We start from the raw sequence: 18,862 nt of genomic DNA on the forward strand, positions 1-18,862 counted from the left end.
GGTCAGTGCAAAAACGAACAATTTGTAAGTAAAACACCGCTACTATACCAACATGAAACCGTTACAGACAATTCACAATAGAAAGAAATAAATGACTCAGAATATAAATATAGCCGTTCTAATAGATGGAGACAATATCCCATCGGCCAATGTAAAAGAAATGATGGAGGAGATTGCCAAATATGGTAATCCAACAATTAAAAGAATCTACGGTGATTGGACGAGACCAGGTTTGACTAAATGGAAAAATTTGCTATTAGAAAATGCAATTACTCCAATTCAACAATATGGATACACAACGGGAAAAAATGCAACAGATTCTGCAATGATAATAGATGCTATGGACATTCTTTATAGTGGAAAAGTTAATGGATTTTGCCTTGTTTCTAGTGATAGTGATTTTACTCGTTTGGCTACACGACTTAGAGAAGCAGGAATGCTAGTTATCGGAATAGGAGAGAAAAAAACACCGAACCCGTTCATCGTAGCATGTGATAAGTTTATTTACATAGAAATTCTTAGGAAACAATCTGAAGATAAAACAGATGCGAAAGAAACGACTAAATCTTCAGTAGATAAAATCACCAATAAAGAGATTAACTTAATTTCATCTTCAATCAATGATTTGTCAGATGAGGAAGGATGGGCTTTCCTTGGAGATGTTGGAAGTTTGATCCAGAAAAAACGCCCCAATTTTGACTCTAGAAATTATGGATTCGAAAAACTCACACCACTTATTAAATCAATTAACAAGTTTGAAATAGAACAACGTGAAAACCCTAAAGGACGAAGTAAACTGATTTATGTTAAAATAAAAGAAAAGCGTACAACAAGGACTAAGAAATCTTAGCCAAGACATTGGAGAGTATTTAAAACCTTTTGATATGAAAAAACAAATTTTGTTAGTCTTGTTCATTGGATGTGCACTTGGATGCAATTCGAATAAAGAAGAGGTGAACATAGATAAAGCTATAGAATCCGAAAAAATAATTCGAACCATTGATAACTGGAATGAAGGGTGGGATAAAAAAGATGTTGAATTAGCAATTTCTGACTATTCCGAAAATACGGATTGGACGAATGCTTTTGGTGATAGAATGCAATCAAAGTCAGAGCTGAGAGAACTACTTAAAGAAATTTTTGCTATGGATTTCGTAATGGAAGGAACTGACAATTACCAAAATGAAGATGTCCAATTTCTGACCGATAACTATGCTATTCTTCGTTCAACCAATATTAGAAAAGGCCAAAAGTGGAGCGATGGCTCAGTAATGAATGACAGACATATTCACCATTTAAGAGTTTATAAAAAAGTAAACAACAAATGGGAAATAATTAGTCATATGATAAACCAGGCTTACGAAAAAAAATAAAAAGGGTTTGCCAACAATGGCTATAATTCATTGTGAATAGAGTAATAATATTGAATTAATAAATATGGTCGATTTCATATGCAAAATGTTTCCTACGAAAAATTTGACGACGAAATCATAGCCGAGACGTTGTACGTTATTTAACTTAATGGAAATAATAAGAACAAATTCTCAAACCCCGGAATTTAAAAGACTTGTGCAATTACTAAATTTAGATCTTGCAAAGAGAGATGGTAAAACCCATCCGTTATCTCAATTTAATGATATCTCTAATTTAAATTATGTCGTTTTAGTATTTAAAAAAGACAAAGCAATTGGTTGCGGAGCAATCTCTCCATATAATTCTAGTTCTATGGAAATTAAAAGAATGTATGTGTCTCCAGAAGCTAGAGGTCAAAGAGTAGGAGAAAAAATCTTAACAGAATTAGAAAATTGGTCTAGAGAATTAGGAAATTCCAGATGCATCCTCTTTATGGGATCAAAACAACCTGAAGCGGGTAAACTTTATCAAAGAAATAATTATAATTCTATTGAGAAGTATGGTAAACTAAAGGATATTCCGGACAGTATATGCCTAGCAAAAGATTTATAATTGAAAAACGAACATAGAACAATATGTGTATAGCTTATTGCAGCTGAATTGCTTGCTTCGACAAATTAGTCCTGAGCATATCGAAACACTCAGTAGAAGTGAATTCATTACAATTTTGCTACCTTGGTAGTCATAGGAAATTACTTGATGGAATTTCCAACGATTTATATACTAAACGTTTACAAGCAGTAATAATGAACGTAAAACTAACTGTACTATTAATAACATTGATTATTGCCAGCTGTAATTCAAATGAACGCAGTTTTAGAGATGAATTGAGCAAAGAGAACCTTGTCAAACGGGAACTAGAATACCTTAAAATTAAGATAATGATTCCTAAAGAGTGTACCATTCTCGAAAACAATGACAACATCTTAATTGACTGCAACGCTAAAGGAAGAACAATAAGGCAGTTCAGTATTTCTAAAATACAATCAACACTTCAAGAAGATCAATACGAAGCATTATTTTCTTTTGAAAATGGAGCAACTTTACAATACTACATGTTTGAAGGAGGAGCAGGAAGTGGTGGCACTGAATATCAACTGGAAGGAGTCTTTAAAATTGGAGGTAAAACGTTATTGATTACTTCATCAGACCAAAAAGAGTTCGGTAAAGGTGAACCTGAATTTTGTCTAAAGTACTTATCTACGATAGAGATAATAAAACGTCTACCAGCAAAAGATAAAATGAATTGAAACTCATTTTATAAGATCTGACGTATACAATATCATTCGATTCTTAATTGAAAATTTCATAAACTCATTTGGCATTAAAATTGTGCCCAATAAGCTAAAGATGTAACTTAACTAAACGTCAGATTATGAAAAAAGCCTTTACCTTTTTAATAATTTTAGCTGGAATTGGATGTGCTAAAGCAGATGATCTTTTCACAGCTCAATACCCTGATAAAATAAAATATAACGGAATTGAATATGACTTGAATTCGAATCCTCTCGAACCATACTTTGACAAACATCCTGATAAAAGACCAGGAATGATATCAACGGCTCTTTGGCGTGGATATGTAGGGTATTTTGAGATCATTGATAACGAGTTGTATTTAACAGATATGAAAATACCTAGATTTACTGATGGTAAAGGGAATTACAATGAAAAATGGTTTTCCATCTACAGAAGGTATTTCCCAACACAAGAAAAAGTCAGAATTGATTGGTTTAGTGGAATTCTCATATTACCATATGGAAAACGTATAAAATATGTCCATTCAGGATATGCGTCTATTTATAGCAACTATTTCTTGCTCGAAATAGAAGAAGGTGATTTTAAAAAAGATAAAAACTACAGTTACGAACAGTTTTTAAATTTCAAAGAAAAGCAGTTTGCAGAATTCAAAAAAACAAAAGATTACCAAACACGATTTGACAACCTAAAAAATAGTTATCCTGATGAAAGTGACACAAAATTTATTGAAAACTTTTTAAAAGACAATGTCATTAATTATACATCCCGGTTTTTGATTGAATAAAATAAAACTGCATGCAACAATTTGTATATTGCGTATGATGCCTTTACTAGCAAAAAAATATAAAAGAGACATTGATCATTATTCTTAAAAACACAAATGAAAGGAAAACTGTATTTAACAATCTCAATATTTTTTACAGGTCTAGCATTTTTTGGATGCAATCCGAATAAAACACCAGTTAGACTTGCTACATATACCTATGCGACCAATGACAGAGTTGGGAATCTGAAATTATTATCACAAGAATTAGAGAACCGATTAGAACGTAAAGTAAAAACAACAAGTTATCCAGATGTTGAATCTTTAATTGAAGGAATAAAATCAAATGATGTTGATATTGCATTGATCAACACATTAGGGTATTTAATGCTTTCATCAGACAACAAGCATATGATACCTTTGGCTAACATGCACATAAAGAAAGGTGCTGTTGACAATTATAAAACAGTATTTCTGACTACTAACGACAGTGTAAAAGATTTGTATGAATTAAAGGAAAGAGCAAAAACGCTGAGGATAATGTTTGTAAAGGAGGGATCAACATCGGGGAATCTTGTTCCAAGACTCTTTTTAAGTGCTATGGATATACCTTCTCCAGAATCTGAGTTCAAAGAAGTAAAATATGGAGGGACTCATACTTCAACTTTTGAAAAACTAATGCGTGGGGAAACAGATCTATGTGCTATCGGTAGTAGCGAATATTATAAACAAATCCAGGCAGATTCAACATTTAAAAATAAGGTTAGATTATTATGGGTGTCAGATGAAATACCCTTAGGTCCTGTATTGATCAATAAAGCGTTTTCTTCTGAAGAAAAAGAGATAGTTTCCAATTTATTGTTGAATATGCACACAGAAAATATAGATGCTTTTGAATCAATAAAATTGGGATGGTCTGAGGCCAAGCAAGCAGATATGTTTCAACTAATATCAGACGAATATTATAACTCATTTAGAGAGGTTGATGGAAATAGAACTCATCTTGATAACATTTTACAAATGTTTATTAATTAGTGAGGGACTATATCATAGAGGTAATAATGCTATTTCCAATTGTACTATATCTATAAACCATTGCGCTCTTTTATTACAAAACATTGACTAATGATAAAATTCTTTAGAAAAGTCAGGCAAAAATTGCTCTCTGAAAACAAATTTGGAAAATACTTGAAATACGGATTAGGAGAAATTTTTCTTGTAGTTATAGGAATATTGATTGCTGTTTACATTAATAACTTGAATATAAAGCAACAAAATGAGGAAAAAGAGATTCTCTATCTTACAAGACTTACCACAAATTTAGGTTCTGACAAAGAACTTTATGGATCGATTATGAGCAAAGATAGTTTGCTTATTGATAAATTAAATCAAGTCAATAAGAACTTGCCAAATTACATTAAATCCATAACCGACAATGTTAAAGATTTCAATTTTCTGACCACAGGATATAAGTTTAACGCTAATACAACAGTGATTGATAATCTAATATCATCAGGACAAATAGAATTATTACGGAGTAATTATTTAGTCGAGGATATTCTAGTGTATTATAGACAAACAGAGCATGTTGAAGAAACAATTGATGCAGCAATTATTTCTCAAAATACAGAAACAGTTAATAATTTAATATTAAAGTTTAGTTCCAAGAGTAAAACCGATAAGTACTACCATGAAACTCTTAAAAACTATATAAATTTTAGAATTAACTTAATTGAAAAACAAATCAAAAGTTATGGTTCTCAAAAAATACGAACTGAAAGATTAATTGATCAAATAAACGAGGAAATTAATTTGATTGAAACTGTTTACTAAAAAAACGAAAACCAAAGCAGAACAACATATGTAACCAATTATAACTCAATTTCCCACTTATAAATTAAATACATCATATAACCTAAATTAATTCTTTGACAATACATTGACTGCCGCCTCTAATTGTTGATTTTTAATATGTTTACCTTTTGTAATCATATATAACTATTGTTTGCAAGCTTAATATAAACCGTAAAAAGTATTAGAATACCTGTGATTAGATTTATTGTCTTTTAACTTACTAAATGAACTTTGCGATACCCGTAAATCATAACAATTTAAAAGATGAATAAAACAGTTATTATCACAGGTGGTTCCACAGGAATAGGTAAAGCCACAGCAAGAAAATTTGCTTCAGAAGGTTATAATGTTGTAATCTCTGGAAGAAATGAAGAGAGAGGGAATCACGTGGCTCAAGAAATAAGCAAAACAGGAGCGACGTGCATTTTTCTAAAAACAGATGTTCAAAAAGAAGAAGAAGTTATTAATTTAATTGGCAAAACGGTTGAACTATTTCAACATTTGGATTGCATCGTTAACAATGCCGGTATTTCAGGTGATAATTCTTGTTTTTTGGCAGAGGGGACAACAGAAAATTTTAGAGAAGTTATAGAAACTAATGTAATTGGTTTATTTTACTGTATGAAACATGCAATACATAAAATGAAAGATAATGAACAAGGAGGTTCTATCGTAAACCTTGCGTCTATTGCAGGATTAAACGGAATCCCTTATGCAGTACAATATTGTGCGTCAAAGCATGCTGTTGTTGGCCTTACCAAAGGTGCAGCTGTTGAGTATGCCACACAAGGTATTCGTGTAAATGCTATTGCACCTGGAGCGATAAAGACTGATATTTTACAAGCGGCAATCGATTCAGGAAGTTACACCGAAGAAAGTATAGCAGAAACGCATCCGATGAAACGGATGGGAACTGTAGAAGATATTGCCAACGGGATTTTTTATCTTGGCTCCGAGCAATCTCCATTTATGTCAGGAGCAATCTTAAGTGTCGATGGTGCGTATAACGCCAACTAATAGGAGTGAAAGAGTTTATAAACATAAAATCCATTAGTGAAATGCATAAGCTGTTGGGACTTGGTAAACCTAGGCACCCAGCAATTTCACTGGTCCAATCCAAAGATGTGGACTGGACTTTAGATCTTTATGATAAAAATTATATCTGGGATTTTTATATGATTGGATTTAAATACCATGACAGCTCATTTTTATATGGCCGTAAATATTACGACTTCGAAGAAGGTACCATGGTATTTACTTCACCGGGACAAGTTATTAAAAGTACCAATCCTCCCACTAAAGGATTTGACGAGGGTTGGACCCTTTATTTTCATCCCGATTTTATTCAACAATCGGAATTGGGAAAAAAAATTAAAAAGTATTCATTCTTTTCATATGCTTCTAATGAAGCTCTTCATTTATCCGAAAATGAAAAGACGAAAATTTCCCAATGTGTAAATGAAATAGAACAAGAATATAGTCAAAATATTGATACGCATAGTCAGACATTGATCATTTCTAATTTAGAATTACTACTCAATTATTGTAATCGTTTCTATGACCGTCAATTTTATACGCGAAGTAATAATCAACAGGATATTGTTGTGAAAATAGAGGAATTTTTGACTAATTATTATAATTCTGAGCAAGCACGACAAAATGGTATTCCTACAGTTAAATTATGTGCCGAAAAAGTCAACCTTTCTCAAAATTATTTAAGTGATTTATTAAAAAAAGAAACAGGTAAAAATACGCAAGAACAAATACACTTTCATCTTATTGAAAAAGCTAAAAATATGCTCCTTAATTCAAATGCTACGGTTAGCGAAATTGCATATGATTTGGGTTTCGATTATCCTCAGTATTTTGGTAACTTATTTAAAAGCAAAACAGGAGTGTCTCCAAATAAATATAGAACGATAAATTAAATACGTTATATAACTTAAATTCTCCTAGCAAAATAGTGCTTGTTTTTTGCTAGGAGAATTTACAATTAATTCTTTGACAATACATTGACTGCCGCCTCCAGTTGTTGATCTCTTCCTGTAATAACAACTTCAGGATCTAGTGCAACTTTAACATCTGGTTCTAATTGTTGGTTTTCAAGGTATTTACCTTTGGTATCAATAATACCGACCATCGGTATTCCGAACCAAGCTCCATTTTGTAACCCTTCCCACCATACGGCAGTACCGGTTCCTGGTACTGGCATACCTACCAACTTTCCGATACCCATTGCTCGATACGTAACAGGAAACATATGTGCATCGGAGTAGTTGCTTTCACTCATTACAACAACCGATGGTTTACTCCATTTAAATTGAGGTTCTGATCCTAAATTTTGACCTCTAGGTCTAAAATCCATATAAGGTTTTCCATTTAGAAATGTAGCAAGATCATCATGTAGCCAACCTCCACCATTAAATCTAGTGTCTACAATCAATCCTTTTTTGTCGTAATGCTTTCCTAAAGCATCGTCATATACTTTTCTAAAACTCTCATCATTCATTCCGCGAACATGTACATAACCTAACTTACCACCAGAAAGTTGTTCGACAAGCTTATTACAATTTTTAACCCATCTTTCATACAACAGTTGGCTTAATTTTCTTCTATTAATTGGTTTTACGGTCTCCTTCCATTCTTTTTTTGATGTAGGATCATAGAAAGTAAGTAATGTATTTTTACCAGCCTTACGGTTAAGGAGTGGATAATAATTCATGTCCTTATTAATTTTCACACCGTCTATAGCTTGTATGATGTGACCAGCTTTGGATTTGTTGTCTTTACTTTTTAACGGACTCTTGTCCATAATTTCAATAATTTTTAATCCATCACCAGTGTACGATGGATCTAAGAATATTCCTAATGAAGCGGTTTGATCTCCATTGGGTTTCGAAGCTCTATAGCCTGCACCCGTATGAGAAGCATTTAGTTCACCTAACATCTCACTCATTAGCTCTGCAAAATCAAAATTATTATTGATATCCTTCAGTTTAACAAAATAAGCTTCTTTATAAAAATCCCAATCTACGCCTTGCATATCTTTACGGTAAAACTTCTTTTTCGTTTGACGCCAAATATGCTCAGCCAAGTAAGCACGCTCGGCCATTTCGTCAAGTAACATTTCACCTTTTATAGAAATACCTTCTGTCTTTCCTTTTTTCAGATCAACTTTACTTATTTTACCGTTTGATAGGATATAAAGGTTTTCTCCTTTTGGTCCCATCTCCATATCTCCTGGACTTTTGGCATTTAATGAGGCAAGAATTTTTGTTTCTTTAGTACGAAGGTTAGTTTTCCATAGATTGTAACCTTTCTCAAATTTGGCAAGGTAGTAGAGCGTTTTACCGTCTTTCGAAATAATAGCAGCTCCAAGATCCGAAGAATGAGTGGTCAATCGAGTGATTCTATCCTTGCGTCCATCGAGCTCAAACTCAATAGGATCTGCCTTCTTTTCTTTATCCTCACCTTTCTTTTTATCTTTTGAGTCATCTTTATCACCTTCAGAATCTGAATCCTTCTTCTCTTCAGACATTAACTCTGATTCAAGTTCACTTAAGTTGAAATCATCCCAGGCAGCTTGTGTTAAAAACATGCCATAAAAATCCATTTCGGTTCCCCAACTTGCATGGTTTTTCATTCCATTTCGGCTAGAATACCACGTAATCATTTTACCACCCATCATCCACTGCGGAATATGAGCTCCATACCCAGTAGGAACAATATTAATAACAGGTTCTTTACCAGAGGCATTGACTAGACCTGCCTGGTCTATCCATTGACCATCTCTTAAATAATTTACCAAGAACCATTTGCTATCAGGAGACCACTCATAAAACTGATCCCCATCTGCATAAGAATAGTTATTATTGCCGGGCATAATCTCGCGTACTTCCTTACTTTCTAAGTTGATGACCTTCAGATTGGTGCGTTCTTCAAGAAAAGCGACTTCCTTACCATCAGGAGAATAGCTTGCCTGAAAAGTTTCAGCAGCTGAGTTGAGAATGATTTTCTCCACTAAAATTGTTGAATTAAAAAAGTACTTTTCTTCTTCACGGCTCAATGAAGTTTCATATAGATTCCAGCTTCCGTTGCGTTCACCAGCGTATAATATAGCCCTTCCATCGGGGCTAAAGGATACACTTCGCTCTTGTTCCGGAGTATTAGTAATTCGTTTTGTGGTTCCATCTTTAATCGAACTAACGAATACTTCACCACGTTTGATAAAAACTATTTCTTTTCCATTGGAAGAAACATCAAATTCACTAAGGTTATTATTTACAGATATTGTTTTTACAGGTAGATTACGTAAGTCCGAACGGATATCTATTTCTACAAGTTGAGGTTCTGATCCTTCCGTTTGTAAAAATATTCTACCATGATAGCCATAACAGAGCTTACCATCTGATGCTATGCTGAGATGACGTACAGGATGTTTGGTGAAATTTGAAATTTGTTGAGCAGCTCCACCAGAGAGACTTGCTTTGTATACATTAAAACTACCTGAAGATTCACTCAAGAAATAGTAAGAATTTCCATCTTTCGCAAAAACGGGGTCCATGTCTTCTCCATTAAACGTACTCAGTTGCGTGTACGTTTTAGATTCCACATCATATTTCCAAATATCTCGGGTAACAGATGATGTATGGTGTTTACGAAGTGGATCTTCATACCCTTTGGAGTCTTGAAAAAGTAATGTCTTTCCATCACTACTCATCTTAGTGTTAACCGCAGGAGTAGTTAGAACTTGAGTTACTCTGCCTCCGGTAATGGGTACTTCGTATAATTCTGGTAATACCCCAGACGGAAATTGTTGATTAGTATGTAAATCTAAACGTGAAGAAGAAAATAACACGAAATTACCATCAGTACTGAAATCGCTTGGACTATCATTAGAAGAGTGAAATGTTAATCGGGTAGCAGTACCTCCTTTGGATGGCATAACGAAAACATCAAAATTACCATGCCTGTTTGAAGCAAAAGCAATTTGAGAACCATCAGGAGACCATACAGGCATATGATCATAGCCATCATTTATAGTAAGAATAGTAGCTGTCCCTCCAGTAGAAGGTACGGTATAAATGTCACCATGATAACTAAAAGCTATAGTTTTGCCGTCAGGAGATATGGCGGGAAAGCGTAGCCACTGAGAACTATCTTGAGCTGATGAAATTTGTAATGAAAAGATAAAGGTAAAAAACAGAAAGATTGATTGTCTCATAATAAAAATATAAGGTATTCTAATTGTTTGATTCGTAAATTTGAGTAAACTTTAAAAATTAAAGCGAGCACAACATCAGATGCAGTTAATTTCTTCCGTAAGCGCTTATTAGGAAAATTTCGTTAGAATTTTCTCTTACTTGTTCTTGTTTACTAAATTAGATGCTAAACAAATAAATAATCACGCATAAGTTGTTAAAAAAACAATAAATTATAAGTCATGCCAGAAGTAACAGCCAAAAAAAATGAGCAAGTCGCAAAAATGAATTTCGGATCTATCTACCCACATTACCTCAAAAGAATAGAAAAGCATGGAAGAACTAAAGAAGAACTCGACCAGGTTATTTTGTGGTTAACGGGTTATGATCAGAATACATTAGCATCCTTTATTGATGGTAATGGGACTTTCGGAGATTTTTTTGAAGGAGCCAAAATGCATGAAAATGCAGACATGATCAAAGGTGTAGTATGCGGATATCGTATTGAAGAAATATCTGAAGAATTTGCCTTATACCGGGATTGCAGACGTATGGAAAAGCTGATTGATGAGCTGGCAAAAGGTCGTAAAATGGAGAAAATTTTGCGTGAAGAAAAAAAGTAACAACTGGAGCTAATACTATCTAATTTGTATTGAAATGTAGTTGAATCTAAACCTTATTCATAAGTTTGAAAAATGCAATACCATAGACTAAAATTTCGATAAAAAACAATGATTAAAGCCTTAAAAAAACGTATTAATTTTTCAAATTTTTGGGTTAGAAATATCTTTATTATTGTAATCATTTCTGTTGTGGCTAATCATCTTACCGAGCCAGAAAATTTTCCGTTTAACCAAGACTACGAGTTTCCTTTACTTCCTATTGCAGTTTCCATCATTTCAGGAGGCTTAATCGTCCTTATTGCTGGTGTTAATTTCAAACATTTTGAAAAGAAGTACTTTACTAACAAAATTAACACACCAACAGTACTGCGTTTTCTTTTTTCAACCTTAGGGTATATTACTATCCTGTATCTTATTTTATATTTTGGTTTAAATGGTTTGATTAATGGAATTGAATCCTATAGTCTGTATCATCTGCTTACAGGACTATCTGTCAGCCTACTCATTAGTGCAATTGGAATTACGCTTTTGTTTTCGACAGATATTTATAGACTTCACAGGCTTGCCTCGATAAAAGGAATACTTAAAACACAACAAGGAGGTAAAATAACCTTGATTAAGTATGGGGAAATTGCCTTTATATATAGCGAAAACAAAATAGTATATATTGTAAAAACTGATGGGACGACAATTACTACAGATTTCACTTTGAATGAAGTTGAAAGCAAAATCAATGTACAAAGTTTTTTTAGAGCGAATAGACAAATCGTACTTCATTCTCGTTCTATCGAACAAGTACAATCCATCGAAAATGGAAAGCTATCGGTCTTACTTAAACCTACTATTGACAACCAAAAGACTTTTCAGATAAACATTAGTAGGTATAAAAAACAAGAATTTATGACTTGGTTTGAGGGTAAGCTATAAAACGCAATGATTATTCGGGTGTTATTTTGATACCATTCGGTAAAAATGAGCCATAAATCCCTGTTTATCTTGCTTTATCGTTTTTACTTCGCTTAAAATTAAAAACGATAAAAAATGAATACCAAGACCTTTTTAACTACAAAAGTAACCCCTGTAATCGCTATTCTTCTTTGCTGTCTGCTATATCTATTGGGCTATTTTTACATTATCATAGCGGCTTTAATCATGTTAGTAGCAAGCGCCATAGAGTATAAAAAAGATATGTTTAAATCTTTAGGCTTTCAGCGTAATAGAATCAATGTAAAAAGCTTATTGATCATAGCTCCAATTTTGGGCATAGTTATGTTTCTATTTTATTTCTATATCATGGTGCCAAGCGCTGAATATCTTACAGGACAACCTATAGATTTTTCTGTATTCGAAGTGTATAAAGGAAACTTACCTGCCGCATTGAGTTTATTGGTTATTATTTGGATATCGGCAGCATTCGGCGAAGAAATTGTGTTTAGAGGCTATCTAATGAGACAGTTTACCAAGTTTTTTGGATCAAGTAAAATTAGCCTTGTGATTAATATTCTACTCTTTGGGTTTATTTTTGGTTGTATACATGCATATCAAGGAATAACTGGGCAGATTGTGGCAGGTGTTACAGGGATGCTTCTCGCTATTATTTTTCATCTGCGTAAGAACGATTTATGGTTCGTTATTGCTGTTCACGGATTTTTTGACACCGCTGCCCTTGTTTTTATGTATTATGGTTGGGGTGCATAATTAAGAAATCGTAGCATCTTTTTGAGAACAGGTAATTATATTTTCTATATTTAGTAGCTCTAGTTAATTTGATAAATGAATCTTGAATTAGAAAATGAACTTATAGAAATAATTGAATCAGACAGGTGGATGATTGAAATTTTAAAGATCGTTAGAGATTTAAAATTGAATGATTGTTGGATTGGAGCTGGCTTTGTTAGAAATAAAATTTGGGATAAAAAACACGGGAAAGAAAGAACTGAATTGAACGACATTGATGTAATATATTTTGACAAATCAAATCCTACAAAAGAATATGACTCTAAAATTGAGGCCAAACTAAATGAAATTAATCCAAAACTGAATTGGTCCGTAAAGAATCAATCGAGAATGCATATCAGAAATGGACACGAGCAATATGACACTTGTAAAGAAGCTATTTCCTTTTGGCCAGAAACAGCGACTTCGATAGCTATAAGGTTGAATTTCAAAAACCAAATTGAATATATAGCTCCTTATGGATTAGAAGATTTGTTTAATCTTTTAGTTAAACCAACACCAAAATTTGATTTGACCATTTACAACAGTAGAATTGAAAAGAAAAAATGGAAAGAAAAGTGGAACAAAATAGAAATAAGAACTATTTAGAACAGCATATATAGTCCATTGTATTTGAATTTTTTACTTCGGTAAACTTAGAACAAGTAACGGAGTTCTATTGCAATTCGGTTACCATGATACTCATAAGGAATTCCTAACAGAATTTTTAACCATCTTTACACCAAATATTAGCAGTAATTAAAACAAATTAAGCAATGATAAACCGAATAGCTAAATTCTTGATATTGGTGTTCGTTATACTTCTTAGTAGTTGCAAAACTGAGCAATCCAACACGGAAAAATCAAACACAGAAAAGGAGGATTCTTTAATCAAAGAACGTTATTATTTTGATCAAAAACCACCTGGTTTAATACCTGAAGTTTTTGCTCCTGGCATTGTTTCAATTGATGGAAGGTTCGAAGGTACCGTTTCGTTTTCTTCAGAGTTGAATGAAATGTATTTTGCTGCAGAAAACAAAGAAGAAGAGGCATCTATCTATTTTTCAAAACTGAAAGATGATAAATGGACTCCTGTAAAAAAAGCCAATTTTACGAACGGTAAAAAAAAGGAAGAAATGCACCCATTTGTTAGCCCAGATGGGAAAAGGATTTATTTCACAGCGATGGACTCTGCTTTTGCAGATGAAAAAATTTGGTATGTAGACCGTTTAGAAGATTCATGGAGCAATGCGACTCTTCTCGATTCACCTATAAATGAGGATATGGTATTTTTTCCGAATCAGTCTAAAAATGGAGATCTTTATTATTTCAATTTATCAAAATTCAAAACCTATCATGCTCCCAATAAAAATGGTAAATTTCCCGAAGTACGGGAGGTTGCACTTGAATTTGGTCATCATGCTTTCATTTCTCCTTCGCAAGATTACATAATTTTAACAGCAAAGAGCGACCTAGAAGATGGAAGAAAGGATAATGATATGTATGTCTATTTTAAAGAGAAAGATGGAACATGGGCAGCGCCTAAAAATCTTGGAAATACCATAAACACTGGTTTTAACGAAAAAGCTCCAAGAATCACCCCAGATGGTAAGTACTTATTTTTTGGTAGGGATGAAAGGGATATTGAGCCGGGACTATCTAATATCTATTGGGTAAGCACAGAGGTTATAGAAAACTTAAGGCCAAAACAATGAGACCAAAGAAATTGATTGAAAAGTGGATTGAAATATTCAATGAGGGAAATGCAGACAAAATTGCAGAACTATACCATCTGGATGCAATTAATCACCAAGTGACCAACGAACCAATTGAAGGGAGAAATGCTATTAAAGAGATGTTTTCGACCGAATTCAGTACAGCGGATATGACCTGTATTCCTGAAAATTTATTTGAAGATGGAGAATGGGCGATTTTAGAATGGAAAGACCCTTTAGGATTAAGAGGGTGTGGATTTTTTCAAGTTATTGATGGAAAAATCAAATTTCAACGTGGATATTGGGATAAATTGTCATTTCTAAAAATGCATAACTTGCCGATTCCAACCGAATAAATGAAGTACAGAAGGAACACAACAATGCTTAGATGGCATTAAATAATCTTTAAGCTAAACCATAAACATTATCTGTAGAACAGAAATCTATGAAGAGAAAAACAACCTTTGTTTTATTGATTTTAATTTCAATATCAAGTTGGGCTCAAGAGAGCATTACTTTCAAAACCAAGTTCAAGCCCAACAAGAAGTATCAGACTCAACTCAAAACAACTTCACAAACAGAAATTGAATTTGAGGCTGATAAAGAAATAATGGATCGATTTAAAAGTCAAGGAATTGAATTGCCGATGATTATGGAAAGTGAAACCAATATGTCAACCAGTATTGTTACTCACAACTTGGACGAAAATGGAGGATTTCCGGCAACAATGAGTTATGGTAAAATAATCTCCAAGACTACAATTAATGGGGAAGAAACGATTGAAGAAAAGCCTTATTCTGGAATAAAAATTCTAGGAAAATATGATGCTGACAATAAATTCAAAGTAGATTCTATACTTGGGAAAAACATATCTCAACAAATGAGAACAACTTTAAGAGCTACTCTGGAAAATATCCAACAAGCCATAAAGTTTCCAGAAAAACCATTAAAAATTGGAGATAAATTCTCTAGCGAAGTTCCGATGTCAATCCCAATGCAAGGAATGAATCCTATTTCTATCAAAATAGATATAGAATATTTGTTAACCGAAATTAAAGGAGGGAAAGCATTTTTTGATTTTAAACAAACTGTTACATTGGATACAAGTCAAGAACAAGTAAATGTCATAGCAAACGGGACAGGAACTGGAACATCGGAGTATGATATTAACGAAAGTTATTTGACAAAGTATACATCAAGATTACCTATGGATGTAACTGTTAAAGTCAATGAAAAAATGACGATGAAAATGAAAGCGACCACTACATCCGAGCAGCATGCGGTAATCGAATAAAAGAGATCGACGGATGGGGGTATCGGATAATCCTTGAAATGAAACAACTTCTTGAATAAGATAAAAGGTTATGAATAATTTATAAGATAAACGGTTTTCGTTTCTTACATTAATAAGACATACAACAATTTGTATATTGCTTATGCTCCTTTGGGAAGCAAACGCAGGATATAAGGAATGTTATACACCATTTGAGAAAAGTAATCTACATAGTATTAATATTTGGGATTTTTGCTTCTTGTATAGAGAAAACCAAATCAGAAAAGGCGAAAGATAAACTGACTAAAATTCCTGCAATGAAAGTTGATTTGGACACGATTTTGGAAAAGAATAATCCAAAATACTTGGACTTTTCCAAACATCAGTTGTTTATCGACACGACTCGGAATTCAGAAATTTTTGAAAAACTAATTAACTGGAAACCAAATCGAATAGACAATGATGCCATTGCATATCATGAAAAGGAAATTGCAAAAAAGCATAAACCAATAAGGGTTGACCTAAAAGGATTCCCGAGACATTGGATAAGTTTAAAAAGACTCAATAATGAGTTTGTGATTTATGAACCTTGTGATGGAAACACAACAGCTTTTGAAATAAATGAAAGTTCAGTTCTATTCTTCTATCAACTGGAACCGGATATCGATTTGATATCTAAATTAAGGAAAATCACAGAAAATGAAATCTCATTAGAATTAAGAACTGTTCCTCAAAAAACAGAAACTGAAAAAACAGAACTGTCTATAAAACCAACTAAATTTGAAAATGTCTATTTGTTAACTTATAGTTTTGGTGAATGGTATGTAACACCGACAGAAAAAGTTTCGAAATTTGATATAGTAGTTAATCATTGTCCAAAAACGAAAAGAAAGGAGTTTAACGGGTTTGATAAAAATTAAATGAATTAAAACATACTTGCGTTAAGTTTTGAATTTCAGTATTTTGCTAATAGTCAAAAACACAAATTATCAGAATTATGAAATACTTAAAATATATTCTTGGGTTTATAGCCATCTTGGTGGTTGGATTCTTTTTGATGGGGATCATCAAACCTCAATTGGCTTATGATTGTGAAGTAATAGTTGAAAAGCCAGCTAATGAATCTTGGGCTGTAGTCCAAGATGAAGAGAAGATGTCAGAATGGCTTCCTGGATTTCAAAAAATTGAACAGGTTAGCGGCACTCCCGGCACTGTAGGAGCAGTATCAATGGTGTATTTTGATAATGATGGACAGCAGATGAGTATAAAAGAAACTATTACTGAAATCGTTCCTAACGAATCTATGTCTATGACTTTTGAAGACGATTTTATGAATATGGATTATAAAATGTCCCTGACTTCTATAGATGGAAAAACAAAAATTAGTTCAAGCACCACCGCAGTGGGAAATGGTACGATTTCAAAATCCATAATGGCATTGATAGGAGGGTCAATCAAAGCACAAGAGGAAGCAAATCTCATTAATCTTAAGAAAACGATTGAAGACAACACAAAGGACTATTTTCCTACTAAGGAAGAAAGTTTTGAAGCTAACGAAAATGATAAATAAATGACTATCAGCTAATATAGAATATGAAATCATAATATCCTTTTGGCAATTACTATTCATACATTAAACGTTATGATCAATGCTTTTAATAGGAGCTTTATGCTGATAATAACGTTAATAGTATTCCTATTTTCTTTAAGCTTGGTTTATGCACAGGTAGAAAAAAGCCCATGCCCCCGAAATCAACCGGATATTGCTTATCATAGTAAAGAAAACAAAATTTTTCTATTCCGAGGTTTTTGCAACACTAAAAAAAAACGCCAACAAGTTTTTCAGAAGGGTTGGCAGATATTTATGATCATGAAACTGAATGTTTTGGTTTTATAAATTTTAACATATGTTATTACCGTAATTAATTTACGGTTTAAGCTTGTTTGTTATTTTTTTGAAATTTGATGTTTGCAATATGTTACTGTTAAGTGTTATAAATAAAAGGGTTATGCCATAAATACTTTTAAATTTTAGACTTTTAAAATTGTAGTTTTTATTAAATCAATATCTGGAAACATGGTTTCTTATGTCAAATGAGCTCATGTTTGTATCGATTGAGTTATGAGATTCCGTAATTTTCCCAGAGTTCATGAGAAAATGATTTTATGGTGTGCCCTTCTTTTATTTCATTTTAACATTGCTGGGATAAATTTTATATCTTAAAAGGGAAACAAGTACTAACTAACCTAAATATTATGAAAAAAGGTATATTTTTTTTAGGCCTCTTGGTATTAGGATTATCCTCCAGGGCGCAGCAAAATATAGATGACTTATTGGCTGCGGGAATTAATGATGCACAACAATTTGCTTCAGATTATTTGAGGCCAGCATCAGATGGTTTGATGTATAGCATGAATCATGGTTGGTTTAATGATGCGAAAGCTAAGAAGAAGTTTGGCTTTGAGATTTCAATAGTTGCCAACGCTGCCTTTGTGGGAGATGATAACAAGTCTTTTGTTTTAGATACTTCTCAATATGAAAATCTACAATTTAGGGACGGGAGCTTGCAAAAAGAAGTTGCTACTGCTTTTGGAGACATAGAAGGAATCGTCGTGGTTGTTGAAGGGGAAAGCTCAGTGCCTTTAATACCACCACAGGATGCAGAATTTGAATTACCAACAGGTTTAGGAGAATCAAATATTAATTTTGTTCCTACTGCTTTTTTACAAGCTAGTTTTGCTCCTTTAAAAGGAACGGAGATAAAGGCAAGATTCTTCCCAAAAATAAACACCAGCGACGCCAAAGTAGGTTTTTACGGTTTTGGTCTACAACATGAGTTTACATCTTGGTTACCTGCAGATAAGGTTTTTCCTGTTGCTATTTCTGGCTTAATAGCTTATACTCATTTGGATGGTAGTTATGATTTTACAGATACCAACATTGTAGACGGAGAAAATCAGCGATTTGAAAATAACACCAATACCTTGTTATTTCAAGTGATTGGAGCCACAAAAATGCCCGTTTTCAATTTTTATGGTGGAATAGG

The 18,862-nt window shown here is 33.1% G+C and carries 20 protein-coding genes; 19 read left to right on the forward strand and 1 reads right to left on the reverse strand.

Annotation, left to right across the window (positions count from 1 at the left end; genetic code table 11):
* The first annotated feature begins 91 nt into the window (after positions 1-91).
* The 9 genes from BUE24_RS15565 (at position 92) to BUE24_RS15605 (ending at position 7,215) form a co-directional block, all read left to right on the forward strand.
* Positions 92-850, forward strand: coding sequence for an NYN domain-containing protein (locus BUE24_RS15565; RefSeq protein ID WP_073317541.1), 759 nt, complete (start codon positions 92-94; stop codon positions 848-850).
* Between the two features lie 34 nt (positions 851-884).
* Complete coding sequence (locus BUE24_RS15570) at positions 885-1,373, forward strand: YybH family protein (RefSeq protein WP_073317543.1); 489 nt, start codon at positions 885-887, stop codon at positions 1,371-1,373.
* A 148-nt stretch (positions 1,374-1,521) separates the two neighbouring features.
* A complete protein-coding gene (locus BUE24_RS15575; RefSeq protein ID WP_073317546.1) occupies positions 1,522-1,965 on the forward strand; it encodes a GNAT family N-acetyltransferase in 444 nt (147 codons plus the stop codon).
* A gap of 329 nt (positions 1,966-2,294) precedes the next feature.
* Positions 2,295-2,663 carry a hypothetical protein gene (locus BUE24_RS15580; protein WP_139242012.1) on the forward strand — a complete coding sequence of 123 codons (369 nt, stop codon included), beginning with the start codon at positions 2,295-2,297 and terminating at the stop codon, positions 2,661-2,663.
* 125 nt (positions 2,664-2,788) lie between these two features.
* Complete coding sequence (locus BUE24_RS15585; RefSeq protein WP_073317552.1) at positions 2,789-3,454, forward strand: hypothetical protein; 666 nt, start codon at positions 2,789-2,791, stop codon at positions 3,452-3,454.
* A 96-nt stretch (positions 3,455-3,550) separates the two neighbouring features.
* The gene (locus BUE24_RS15590) at positions 3,551-4,468 is read left to right on the forward strand and encodes a phosphate/phosphite/phosphonate ABC transporter substrate-binding protein (protein WP_073317555.1); all 918 of its coding nucleotides are present in this window, start codon (positions 3,551-3,553) and stop codon (positions 4,466-4,468) included.
* A 90-nt stretch (positions 4,469-4,558) separates the two neighbouring features.
* The gene (locus BUE24_RS15595) at positions 4,559-5,266 is read left to right on the forward strand and encodes a DUF6090 family protein (RefSeq protein WP_073317558.1); all 708 of its coding nucleotides are present in this window, start codon (positions 4,559-4,561) and stop codon (positions 5,264-5,266) included.
* A gap of 285 nt (positions 5,267-5,551) precedes the next feature.
* Positions 5,552-6,304, forward strand: a complete 753-nt coding sequence (locus BUE24_RS15600; RefSeq protein WP_073317561.1) for an SDR family NAD(P)-dependent oxidoreductase — start codon at positions 5,552-5,554, stop codon at positions 6,302-6,304.
* Positions 6,305-6,309: 5 nt separating this feature from the next.
* Positions 6,310-7,215, forward strand: coding sequence for an AraC family transcriptional regulator (locus tag BUE24_RS15605; protein ID WP_084549585.1), 906 nt, complete (start codon positions 6,310-6,312; stop codon positions 7,213-7,215).
* A 65-nt stretch (positions 7,216-7,280) separates the two neighbouring features.
* On the opposite strand, the gene BUE24_RS15610 is transcribed toward BUE24_RS15605, so the two are convergent.
* A complete protein-coding gene (locus tag BUE24_RS15610; protein ID WP_073317567.1) occupies positions 7,281-10,511 on the reverse strand; it encodes a S41 family peptidase in 3,231 nt (1,076 codons plus the stop codon).
* A 219-nt stretch (positions 10,512-10,730) separates the two neighbouring features.
* Between BUE24_RS15610 and BUE24_RS15615 the strand changes: the two genes are divergently transcribed.
* The 10 genes from BUE24_RS15615 to BUE24_RS15665 all read left to right on the forward strand — a co-directional run.
* A complete protein-coding gene (locus BUE24_RS15615; RefSeq protein ID WP_073317570.1) occupies positions 10,731-11,111 on the forward strand; it encodes a DUF2200 domain-containing protein in 381 nt (126 codons plus the stop codon).
* Positions 11,112-11,219: 108 nt separating this feature from the next.
* The gene (locus BUE24_RS15620) at positions 11,220-12,038 is read left to right on the forward strand and encodes a LytR/AlgR family response regulator transcription factor (RefSeq protein ID WP_073317573.1); all 819 of its coding nucleotides are present in this window, start codon (positions 11,220-11,222) and stop codon (positions 12,036-12,038) included.
* A gap of 114 nt (positions 12,039-12,152) precedes the next feature.
* Positions 12,153-12,809, forward strand: coding sequence for a CPBP family intramembrane glutamic endopeptidase (locus BUE24_RS15625; RefSeq protein ID WP_073317575.1), 657 nt, complete (start codon positions 12,153-12,155; stop codon positions 12,807-12,809).
* Between the two features lie 75 nt (positions 12,810-12,884).
* Entirely contained in the window at positions 12,885-13,436 is a 552-nt protein-coding gene (locus BUE24_RS15630; protein WP_073317578.1) for a nucleotidyltransferase family protein, read from the forward strand.
* A gap of 167 nt (positions 13,437-13,603) precedes the next feature.
* Complete coding sequence (locus tag BUE24_RS15635) at positions 13,604-14,542, forward strand: TolB-like translocation protein (protein ID WP_073317581.1); 939 nt, start codon at positions 13,604-13,606, stop codon at positions 14,540-14,542.
* Positions 14,539-14,898 (forward strand): nuclear transport factor 2 family protein, encoded by a 360-nt coding sequence (locus BUE24_RS15640; protein WP_073317584.1) that lies wholly within the window; start codon positions 14,539-14,541, stop codon positions 14,896-14,898. Before BUE24_RS15635 ends, BUE24_RS15640 begins: the two co-directional genes overlap by 4 nt.
* Positions 14,899-14,987: 89 nt before the next feature.
* Positions 14,988-15,836 (forward strand): hypothetical protein, encoded by an 849-nt coding sequence (locus BUE24_RS15645; protein ID WP_073317587.1) that lies wholly within the window; start codon positions 14,988-14,990, stop codon positions 15,834-15,836.
* 296 nt (positions 15,837-16,132) lie between these two features.
* Positions 16,133-16,735: a hypothetical protein gene (locus BUE24_RS15650; RefSeq protein ID WP_139242013.1), complete on the forward strand. Its 603-nt coding sequence runs from the start codon at positions 16,133-16,135 to the stop codon at positions 16,733-16,735.
* Positions 16,736-16,812: 77 nt separating this feature from the next.
* The gene (locus BUE24_RS15655; protein ID WP_073317590.1) at positions 16,813-17,385 is read left to right on the forward strand and encodes an SRPBCC family protein; all 573 of its coding nucleotides are present in this window, start codon (positions 16,813-16,815) and stop codon (positions 17,383-17,385) included.
* Positions 17,386-18,071: 686 nt separating this feature from the next.
* Positions 18,072-18,862 (forward strand): DUF6588 family protein (locus tag BUE24_RS15665; protein WP_073317596.1); only part of this gene is annotated, 791 nt, incomplete at its 3' end.

Source organism: Aquimarina spongiae (assembly GCF_900141785.1).
GTDB lineage: Bacteria > Bacteroidota > Bacteroidia > Flavobacteriales > Flavobacteriaceae > Aquimarina > Aquimarina spongiae.

Excerpts from the sequence above, each read along its gene's own strand:
- BUE24_RS15565 (WP_073317541.1), top strand. The coding sequence starts at position 92 with ATGACTCAGAATATAAATATAGCCGTTCTAATAGATGGAGACAATATC.
- BUE24_RS15570 (WP_073317543.1), top strand. The coding sequence starts at position 885 with ATGAAAAAACAAATTTTGTTAGTCTTGTTCATTGGATGTGCACTTGGA.
- BUE24_RS15575 (WP_073317546.1), top strand. The coding sequence starts at position 1,522 with ATGGAAATAATAAGAACAAATTCTCAAACCCCGGAATTTAAAAGACTT.
- BUE24_RS15580 (WP_139242012.1), top strand. The coding sequence starts at position 2,295 with ATGATTCCTAAAGAGTGTACCATTCTCGAAAACAATGACAACATCTTA.
- BUE24_RS15585 (WP_073317552.1), top strand. The coding sequence starts at position 2,789 with ATGAAAAAAGCCTTTACCTTTTTAATAATTTTAGCTGGAATTGGATGT.
- BUE24_RS15590 (WP_073317555.1), top strand. The coding sequence starts at position 3,551 with ATGAAAGGAAAACTGTATTTAACAATCTCAATATTTTTTACAGGTCTA.
- BUE24_RS15595 (WP_073317558.1), top strand. The coding sequence starts at position 4,559 with ATGATAAAATTCTTTAGAAAAGTCAGGCAAAAATTGCTCTCTGAAAAC.
- BUE24_RS15600 (WP_073317561.1), top strand. The coding sequence starts at position 5,552 with ATGAATAAAACAGTTATTATCACAGGTGGTTCCACAGGAATAGGTAAA.
- BUE24_RS15610 (WP_073317567.1), bottom strand. The coding sequence starts at position 10,511 with ATGAGACAATCAATCTTTCTGTTTTTTACCTTTATCTTTTCATTACAA.
- BUE24_RS15615 (WP_073317570.1), top strand. The coding sequence starts at position 10,731 with ATGCCAGAAGTAACAGCCAAAAAAAATGAGCAAGTCGCAAAAATGAAT.
- BUE24_RS15620 (WP_073317573.1), top strand. The coding sequence starts at position 11,220 with ATGATTAAAGCCTTAAAAAAACGTATTAATTTTTCAAATTTTTGGGTT.
- BUE24_RS15625 (WP_073317575.1), top strand. The coding sequence starts at position 12,153 with ATGAATACCAAGACCTTTTTAACTACAAAAGTAACCCCTGTAATCGCT.
- BUE24_RS15630 (WP_073317578.1), top strand. The coding sequence starts at position 12,885 with ATGAATCTTGAATTAGAAAATGAACTTATAGAAATAATTGAATCAGAC.
- BUE24_RS15635 (WP_073317581.1), top strand. The coding sequence starts at position 13,604 with ATGATAAACCGAATAGCTAAATTCTTGATATTGGTGTTCGTTATACTT.
- BUE24_RS15640 (WP_073317584.1), top strand. The coding sequence starts at position 14,539 with ATGAGACCAAAGAAATTGATTGAAAAGTGGATTGAAATATTCAATGAG.
- BUE24_RS15645 (WP_073317587.1), top strand. The coding sequence starts at position 14,988 with ATGAAGAGAAAAACAACCTTTGTTTTATTGATTTTAATTTCAATATCA.
- BUE24_RS15650 (WP_139242013.1), top strand. The coding sequence starts at position 16,133 with ATGAAAGTTGATTTGGACACGATTTTGGAAAAGAATAATCCAAAATAC.
- BUE24_RS15655 (WP_073317590.1), top strand. The coding sequence starts at position 16,813 with ATGAAATACTTAAAATATATTCTTGGGTTTATAGCCATCTTGGTGGTT.